The organism is Verrucomicrobiales bacterium (assembly GCA_016793885.1).
Classification (GTDB): domain Bacteria; phylum Verrucomicrobiota; class Verrucomicrobiia; order Limisphaerales; family UBA11320; genus UBA11320.
This window is the reverse complement of record JAEUHE010000183.1, coordinates 122705-130032: the sequence shown is the minus strand read 5'-3', so window position 1 is coordinate 130032 and position 7328 is coordinate 122705. Positions and strand designations below refer to the sequence as shown.

9 protein-coding genes are annotated in these 7328 nt (G+C 59.8%); 8 read left to right on the top strand and 1 reads right to left on the bottom strand.

Annotated features, from left to right (window positions below):
* Positions 1-398 precede the first annotated feature (398 nt).
* A complete protein-coding gene (locus JNN07_21735) occupies positions 399-1124 on the top strand; it encodes a cyclic nucleotide-binding domain-containing protein (protein ID MBL9170372.1) in 726 nt (241 codons plus the stop codon).
* 335 nt (positions 1125-1459) lie between these two features.
* On the opposite strand, the gene JNN07_21730 is transcribed toward JNN07_21735, so the two are convergent.
* The gene (locus JNN07_21730) at positions 1460-2215 is read right to left on the bottom strand and encodes a DeoR/GlpR transcriptional regulator (GenBank protein MBL9170371.1); all 756 of its coding nucleotides are present in this window, start codon (positions 2213-2215) and stop codon (positions 1460-1462) included.
* 177 nt (positions 2216-2392) lie between these two features.
* Here JNN07_21730 and JNN07_21725 point away from each other — a divergent pair, with 177 nt between their 5' ends.
* From JNN07_21725 to JNN07_21695, 7 genes are all read left to right on the top strand, one after another.
* Positions 2393-3070, top strand: a complete 678-nt coding sequence (locus JNN07_21725; GenBank protein MBL9170370.1) for a phosphate propanoyltransferase — start codon at positions 2393-2395, stop codon at positions 3068-3070.
* Positions 3071-3139: 69 nt separating this feature from the next.
* On the top strand, positions 3140-3418 hold the full coding sequence (locus tag JNN07_21720; GenBank protein MBL9170369.1) for a BMC domain-containing protein: 279 nt from the start codon (positions 3140-3142) through the stop codon (positions 3416-3418).
* Positions 3419-3451: 33 nt separating this feature from the next.
* On the top strand, positions 3452-3730 hold the full coding sequence (locus tag JNN07_21715; GenBank protein MBL9170368.1) for a BMC domain-containing protein: 279 nt from the start codon (positions 3452-3454) through the stop codon (positions 3728-3730).
* A gap of 16 nt (positions 3731-3746) precedes the next feature.
* A complete protein-coding gene (locus tag JNN07_21710) occupies positions 3747-4937 on the top strand; it encodes a hypothetical protein (protein MBL9170367.1) in 1191 nt (396 codons plus the stop codon).
* Positions 4938-5031: 94 nt separating this feature from the next.
* Positions 5032-5325, top strand: a complete 294-nt coding sequence (locus tag JNN07_21705; GenBank protein ID MBL9170366.1) for a BMC domain-containing protein — start codon at positions 5032-5034, stop codon at positions 5323-5325.
* A gap of 95 nt (positions 5326-5420) precedes the next feature.
* On the top strand, positions 5421-5735 hold the full coding sequence (locus JNN07_21700) for a EutN/CcmL family microcompartment protein (GenBank protein MBL9170365.1): 315 nt from the start codon (positions 5421-5423) through the stop codon (positions 5733-5735).
* Between the two features lie 77 nt (positions 5736-5812).
* The gene (locus JNN07_21695; protein MBL9170364.1) at positions 5813-7315 is read left to right on the top strand and encodes an aldehyde dehydrogenase EutE; all 1503 of its coding nucleotides are present in this window, start codon (positions 5813-5815) and stop codon (positions 7313-7315) included.
* Positions 7316-7328: the final 13 nt, after the last annotated feature.

Genomic DNA, 7328 nt, shown 5'->3' with positions numbered 1-7328 from the left:
ATAGAATCCACAACCCCATCGTGGGTTGCGAACCCTGTGGGGCTTCAGGTGATCCCAAGCGCAACCCGCGATGGGGTTGTGAGAAAACCACGACTAACCCAGGGTAGGCGCTCCTGCGTCGCGCCAACCCTGGGCTTTGAGCCGGAATCCCTTTGGGATTCTCACATTTGGTCGAAGAACTTGTGGGTAATGCTTAGAGACCTCTACCGCTTTGGTTCCCACAGCGGAGCTGGGATCCTCTCGGGAGGGCCGAAAGGCCCTCCCCACCTTCTCAGGACCCAACGCAGTCAGGAATCTCTCTTGGCGCTGAATCCGCGCTCACCCGGAAATAATGAGACCCCCGTGTCCGCCTCACTCCCTGCTTCCCAGCCCCTGACTCTTCTGCTATCGATCTGCCCATGGACGCAAGTGCAACCGATGTCGGCTATCGAATCTGGGGTGCTGACCGGGCGGTCTATGGTCCGGTCGAGCTCCCGATCTTGGTCTCCTGGATTCGGGAGGAACGGGTCCTTCCCGAGACTTGGGTTTTCTCAGAAGCCCAAAATCAGTGGCTCAAGGCCGCCCAATGTTCCGAACTCCAGATGATGTTCCGCCGGCGCGGAGGTGCGTCCGCGTCCCCAGGGGACGACCTCTCTGTGCCGAATTCGCTCGCCGGCATCAAGCCGGCTTCGCTGCGCCGGATCAAGCTGCTGGCCGGGCTGTCGGACGAGCTGTTGGAAAAGCTGATCCCGTTTCTGGAACTCAGCGAGATCTCACAGGCTGTCGAGATCACTCGGCAAGGACAACCGGGGGATGCGATGTATTTCATCCTGACGGGCGAGGTGCGCGTCCGGTTGTTGATCGCGGGTAAAGAATCGGTCCTCGCCACTTTGGAAGCGGGAGAGTTCTTCGGAGAGATGGCCTTGTTTGATGATGGTCCACGATCGGCGGATGTCATCGCAAATCGCGACACCAGCGTGGTAAAGCTGACTGGCGACTCGCTGAATCAGATCTGTGCGCAGGTTCCGGAGCTGGCCACCCCGCTGCTCTTTGCGCTCGGTAAAAGTTTGGCTGCGCGGATTCGCGCGGACAACAAACGCTTCCGCGATTCCGTCAATTTCGCACGCTCCTCAGGATCGGCCTAGCAGCCTGTCAGACTCATGTCCACCCCGACTCCGAGCTGGGGTTGTCAGGCCCTTTTGTGCTGAGCGATGCCCTGGAAATCATCGCGATAGGGCTAGCCTGATAAGGCCTGTTGACTTCGATCACCCCTTATCGCTCCTCGCCGTGGCTTATTCCACCCTTGTAACTATTGGGCCTGCGTGGGCTCGACGGAGTCTCTCCCTGCCTTGTACGGTTGGCTTCCTTGCCTTTTGCCTCCCCGCACGCAGTGCTTTCTAGCAGCAACCACCGTCGACGCGATGCGATGATGTTTCCGGACCTTACCACAGCCGTCTCATCGCGTCGGCGGTGGTTGCTGCTAGGCCACGATCACTTCAATCCCATGCTCCCGCAGGATCGCGATCTGAGCAGGCTCGGCTTTGGAATCCGTCACCACGACATCCACTGAGTCCAGCCCGCAGAGCGGGGAAAGCGACTGGCGACCTAGCTTGGTGTGGTCGAGGCAGAAGATCACACGCTTTGCCGCATGGATCATCGCCCTTTGAATTTCGATCAATAGCCCGTGAGAGTTGGTGATTCCATCCGGGGTAATCCCTCCGCTGCTCATCACCGCCACATCGGCGTGAATGCGGGAGAACGCTTCTACCGCCAGTGGTCCCACCAGAACCTCGAGGCGCGGATAGATGACTCCTCCGGAGAGCACGACCTCCACCCGACTGTTGGAGGAATACAAGTTCGCGATGGGTAGCGAATTCGTAATGATCTGCGGCGACTTGGTCTCGAGATAGCGGGCGACGTGGAACACCGTGCTCCCCGCATCGAGGATCACGCTCTGGTTCGGATGGATCAGCTCCGCACACGCCCGTCCGATGGCTTCCTTCTCGTTGCTCTGGTGGGTGTCGCGACTGGAGAAGGTAAATTCGTCCGATCGGGGATTGGTTAAGCGTGCGCCGCCGTGGGTTCGCTTCACCGTGCCTTTGGCCTCCAGTGCTTGGAGATCGCGCCGAACCGTGGAGCTGGACGCGTCGACTCGCTCTGACAGCTCGTCCAAGGACGCGAACTCCACCTTGTGGAGATATTCTTCTATCCGTCGCTGTCGCTCTTCCGCCTGCATGTTTCAGGGCGATTTTAGTCCGAGTCGTGAATCCTAAGGGCTCCAAACTTCCATGGAGTGAAATCTCCAAATGGCTGCCTGTGTGCCGCTTAAGGGAGAGGATGGAAGATTTTGGAAGATTTTGCAATCTTTTGTTGACTCTTTTTCAACATTGGCCGTAAGTTCAACCCCTAACGCATGGCTGCGCCAGAACCAGGATTACATCGAGCGTCGGTTGAACATCTTGTTCGCCGGGCTGTTTACCAACGTTTGGGCAAACCATTGCCTTCGACGTCGGCTGGCCCCAATCCCTTGATTGTCAATGTGAGTGCTCGTCACTGTCATCTGACTCAGGAGGCGGTGGAGGCTCTTTTCGGAAAGGGGCACCAGCTGACGGTTCACAAGTGGCTCTATCAGGACGGGCAGTTTGCTGCCAAGGAGACGGTCACCTTGATCGGTCCCCGCAGCCGGGTGATCTCCAATCTGCGGATTTTGGGCCCCTGCCGGACCTTGAATCAGATCGAGCTAGCCTACACCGATGCGATTGCGCTGGGCTTCGATATTCCGCTGCGGGCATCGGGTAACATCAAGGGCACTCCGGGCGCGATGATCATGGGGCCGGAGGGCTTTTTTGAAATGCCGGATGGTATTATTCGCGCGCTGCGTCATGTGCACATGCACCCGGATGATGCGTCCTACTACGGGGTCAAACACGGGGAAGACATGAAGCTGCGCATTGGTGGTCCTTGCGGGCTGACCTTGGATCGGATGCTGGTTCGGGTCGACAAGAGTTTCAAACTCGAGGTGCACATCGATACGGATGAAGGCAATGCCTGCAACCTGCAGGCGGACACCCTCTGCGAGTTGGTCAAGTAGCGGGCCGGCAATTTCTCCTTTCTAACTTTTAAACTTAATCTCAACTCCAACCTCTCAAAGCGAGAACATATGAGCGAAGCGATCGGCATGATTGAAACCAAGGGCTTTACCGGTAGCGTCGAAGCAACCGACGCCATGGTCAAAGCGGCAAACGTCACCCTGTCCAAGACTATCCCCATCGGGGGAGGCTTGATCACCGTCATTTGCCGGGGCGATGTCGCCAGCGTGAAGGCGGCAGTGGATGCAGGCAGCAAGGCGGCAAGCAAGGTGGGCGAGCTGGTCAGCGCTCACGTCATCGCCCGTCCGCATGAAGATTTGCTCAAAATCTTTGTGGGCTCCGCGAAGTAAACCGAATTTAACTCTCCAAAATTCCCAAGCATTATGGCTCAACAAGCAATTGGAATGATCGAAACCAAGGGGCTCTGCGCGCTGTTCGAAGCGGCCGATGCTGCTCTGAAGTCCGCCAACGTCTCCTTCACCGGATGGGAGAAGGTGGGCAGCGGATATGTGACCGCGTTCTTCCGTGGCGACGTCGCCAGCGTGAAGGCGGCCACGGATGCCGGCGCTGCCGCCGCCTCCCAAGTCGGGCAGGTCGTGACCGTGCAGGTGATTCCTCGTCCGCACGAAAGCCTCAGTGGTCTCGGTAAGTGGCTCGCTTAACCGACCGACTCGCTCTGTGAAGCTGCTGGTCGCCAATCTCGGAAGCACGTCGCTGAAGTGGCGCTTGTTCGATTTTTCGAACGGCGCCGAGACGATGTTGCACAAGGGGGGATACGAACGCGTGAGCGACTATCCCAAGGCGATCGAGGATTGCTTGGCCGAATTAAAAAAGGCCGGTCACATTCAGAGCGAATCGGATCTGGCGGCCGTTGGATTCAAGACCGTGGTCGCCAAAGGGGTGTCCGGCTGTGTGCGATTGACGGAAGAGGTGGTGAAGGCCATGGAGGCGTTCAACCCGATCGCTCCGGCGCACAACCCAGCCTACATCACCGGTGTTCGGCTCTTCGCTCAGCGGATGCCCAACACTCCGCTCATCGGCCTGTTCGAAACGGCCTTTTATCAGTGGGCGCCGGAGGCGGGTGTTCGGTATGCGGTTCCCGAGTCCTGGTATGAAGCCGGGGTTCGCCGCTGGGGGTTTCATGGTGCCAGCCACAAGTTCATTGCCGAGCGTTCGGCCGAGATGCTGGGACGCCCTGACGTTGCCGAACGGGCTCGTCAGCTCTACGTGAACGGTGGCACCTCGCCGGTTCAAGGGGCTCCGTTGCGGGTCATTTCCTGCCATCTGGGTGGCAGTTCGAGCATCACCGGCATCCGGAATGGCGTTGCTGTAGGCAATAGCTTGGGGCTAAGTCCGCAGTCTGGCCTTCCGCACAACAATCGCGTCGGAGACCTCGATGCCTTCGCGCTGCCGTTCGTGATGCGCACGCTCGGGCTCACGCTCGACGAAGCTGAGCGCCAGATGTGCAAGGAGTCGGGATTGAAAGGAATCAGCGGCGTCTCGAACGACATTCGAGACATCCAGGCCGCCGCCGCGCAAGGCAACACGCGCGCGCAGCTCGCCATCGACGTGTTCGTGCACAGTGCGCGGCATTGGATCGGCGCTTACCTGGCGGAGCTGAACGGAGCTGATGCCTTGGTTTTTACGGCGGGTATCGGCGAAAACCGCGCTGAACTGCGCGCGGCGCTGTGCGCCAACCTGGACCAGTTGGGTGTAGTGCTCGATCCCGGGGCCAATGAAAAGCTGCGGGCCATCGAAGGCGTCATCAGCACCCCGCAGTCCCGCGTGAAGGTGATGGTAATCCCTACCAACGAAGAACTCGTGGTGGCGCGGGAAGCGAAGAGACTTTTGGAACGCAAAGCGGACTGAATCGAACTTGAGGGCGCGGTCAGCTCCGGCATGACCGCTCGAAACGACAAGCTCGAACTAACATTTACTACGAACACTTAACCATCAAGAAAACATGGCTCAACAAGCAATTGGAATGATCGAAACGCGCGGCTTGGTCGCGCTTGTGGAAGCGACCGACGCGATGCTGAAGGCGGCTAATGTCGAGCTGGCTGGCCCCATTACCCAGGTGGGGAATGCGCTGGTCACCGCGGTCGTCGTCGGTGACGTGGCTGCCGTCAAGGCTGCGACCGATGCCGGAGCGCAGGCGGTCAAGGCGATCAAGGGCGAGCTGGTCAGCGTGCACGTGATCGCCCGGCCTCATGCGGACGTGGACCAGATCCTGCCCAAGAAGGCCGCCGCCAAGTAAGATTTCGGATGCGGGTTCCTCGGAACTCGCATCGTGAAGGCATTGGGCCGGGGGGCGGATCTGTGTTTCCCTCCTCCGGTCCATCCAGCAAAACTATGTTCCTCGCCAAAGTCGAAGGCTCGGTCGTCGCGACCAAGAAGGACGCCAATATGAGCGGCCGCAAGCTGCTGATCCTGCGTCCGCAGCTGGTCGACGACAAGGATCCCACTCGCTTCAAGCCCGGGTCCAACACGGTCGTCGCCGTTGACAGTGTCGGCGCCGGCATTGGCGAGTTGGTGATGTTCTGTCAGGGCAGCAGTGCCCGCCTGGCTACCGGACTGCGCGAGGCGCCCGTGGATGCGGTCGTGATTGGCATCGTCGATGTGGTGGACGTGCTCGGACAGCAAATTTACAGCGCCAAGAATCAGTGACGGCGCTCCCCGCAGATCACCGCATCGCCCCCGCGCTGCGCTCTGCGTCACAGTGAATCCATTTAGAAAGAAGACCCATGGCTGCGATTAATGAGACTCTGATCCGTGATGTGGTGGCTGAGGTGCTCAGCCGCTTGGGAACCTCTGGCGCTACCGTCGCCGCCCCCGCTCCCGCGGCCAAGGGCTCCGATCACGCGTGTGGCTGCGGCGGCAAGACGGCGACGTCGGCCGCATCAGGCTTTCGCGGCAAGTTCGGCGTTTTCCAGGACGCCGGCGAGGCCTGCCTGGCGGCGCAAGAGGCCTTCCTCCAGCTGCAAAAGAAAGGGATGGAAGCCCGCCGCAAGATCGTCGACATCGTCAAGCGCCTCGCCGAGGCCAACGCGCAGGACTGGGGTCGCATCGAGCTGGAGGAGACCAAGATCGGCCGCCTGGATCACAAAATCGAGAAGCTGCAGATCATCAAGCTGGTCCCGGGGGTGGAGTGGATCCGTCCCGACGCGCTCAGCGGCGACCATGGCATCACCCATGAAGAATACACTCCCTTTGGTGTCGTTGGCGCGGTGACCCCGTCGACCCATTCGATTCCGACGCTGAGCGGCAATATCGTGAACATTGTGGCCGCGGGAAACTCGGTCGTGTTCAACGCCCATCCCACGGCCGCGCGTTGCGCCGCTATGGCGGTTCGCGCTTATAATGAGGCGATCTATCGCGAGACCGGGATTGAGAACATCGCCTGCATTATCGAGCAGCCCACCTTCGACTCCTTCAAAGCCCTTTGTGCCAACGACCAGGTCCGACTGCTGTTGGTCACGGGCGGACCCGGCGTCGTGAAGGCTGCCATGCAGACCGGCAAGCGGGCCATCTGTGCCGGTCCGGGCAACCCGCCGGTGCTGGTGGATGGCAGCGCTTGCATGAAGCGCGCCGCCGAGTCGGTGATCAAAGGCGCCAGTTACGACAACAACCTGCTCTGCATTGGCGAGAAGGAAGTGTTTGTTGTAGGTGACACCTTCACCAAGTTCATGGATGCCATGAGCACCGCTGGAGCGGTGAAGCTCAACGCGAGCCAGCTCGAGGCTCTGACGAAGGCGGCGTTTACCTTCAAGGAAGGCCACGGCGGCGGATGCGCTGAGCCTGTGGTCAACAAGGATCTGATTGGTAAAGATGTTGCCGTTCTCGCCAAGTTCGCGGGAGTCACGGTGCCGGCCAACACGCAGCTGCTGTTTGCTGAAACCGATGCGAATCATCCGTTCGTCAAAGAGGAGCAGATGATGCCCTTCATCCCCGTGGTCCGCGTCCGGGACATCGAGGAAGGCATCGTTGCTTCCAAGCTGGCCGAGCACAATTACAAGCACACGGCGATCATCCACTCGCACGACGTCGAGCACATGACCGCGATGGCTCGGGCGCTCGACACCACGATCTTTGTGAAGAACGGGCCGTGTATGGCGGGTCTGGGGCTGGGTGGCGAAGGCTACTTGAGCTACTCGATTGCAACCCCGACAGGCGAAGGTGTCACCAACCCGAAGACGTTCACCCGGGTGCGCCGCTGTGTCATGGTGGATAATCTGCGGATCTATTGACCGTTGGATCGGA

Excerpts from the sequence above, each read along its gene's own strand:
- JNN07_21705 (MBL9170366.1), top strand. The coding sequence starts at position 5,032 with ATGGCTCAACAAGCAATTGGAATGATCGAAACGCGCGGCTTGGTCGCG.
- JNN07_21720 (MBL9170369.1), top strand. The coding sequence starts at position 3,140 with ATGAGCGAAGCGATCGGCATGATTGAAACCAAGGGCTTTACCGGTAGC.
- JNN07_21730 (MBL9170371.1), bottom strand. The coding sequence starts at position 2,215 with ATGCAGGCGGAAGAGCGACAGCGACGGATAGAAGAATATCTCCACAAG.
- JNN07_21715 (MBL9170368.1), top strand. The coding sequence starts at position 3,452 with ATGGCTCAACAAGCAATTGGAATGATCGAAACCAAGGGGCTCTGCGCG.
- JNN07_21735 (MBL9170372.1), top strand. The coding sequence starts at position 399 with ATGGACGCAAGTGCAACCGATGTCGGCTATCGAATCTGGGGTGCTGAC.
- JNN07_21725 (MBL9170370.1), top strand. The coding sequence starts at position 2,393 with ATGGCTGCGCCAGAACCAGGATTACATCGAGCGTCGGTTGAACATCTT.
- JNN07_21695 (MBL9170364.1), top strand. The coding sequence starts at position 5,813 with ATGGCTGCGATTAATGAGACTCTGATCCGTGATGTGGTGGCTGAGGTG.
- JNN07_21700 (MBL9170365.1), top strand. The coding sequence starts at position 5,421 with ATGTTCCTCGCCAAAGTCGAAGGCTCGGTCGTCGCGACCAAGAAGGAC.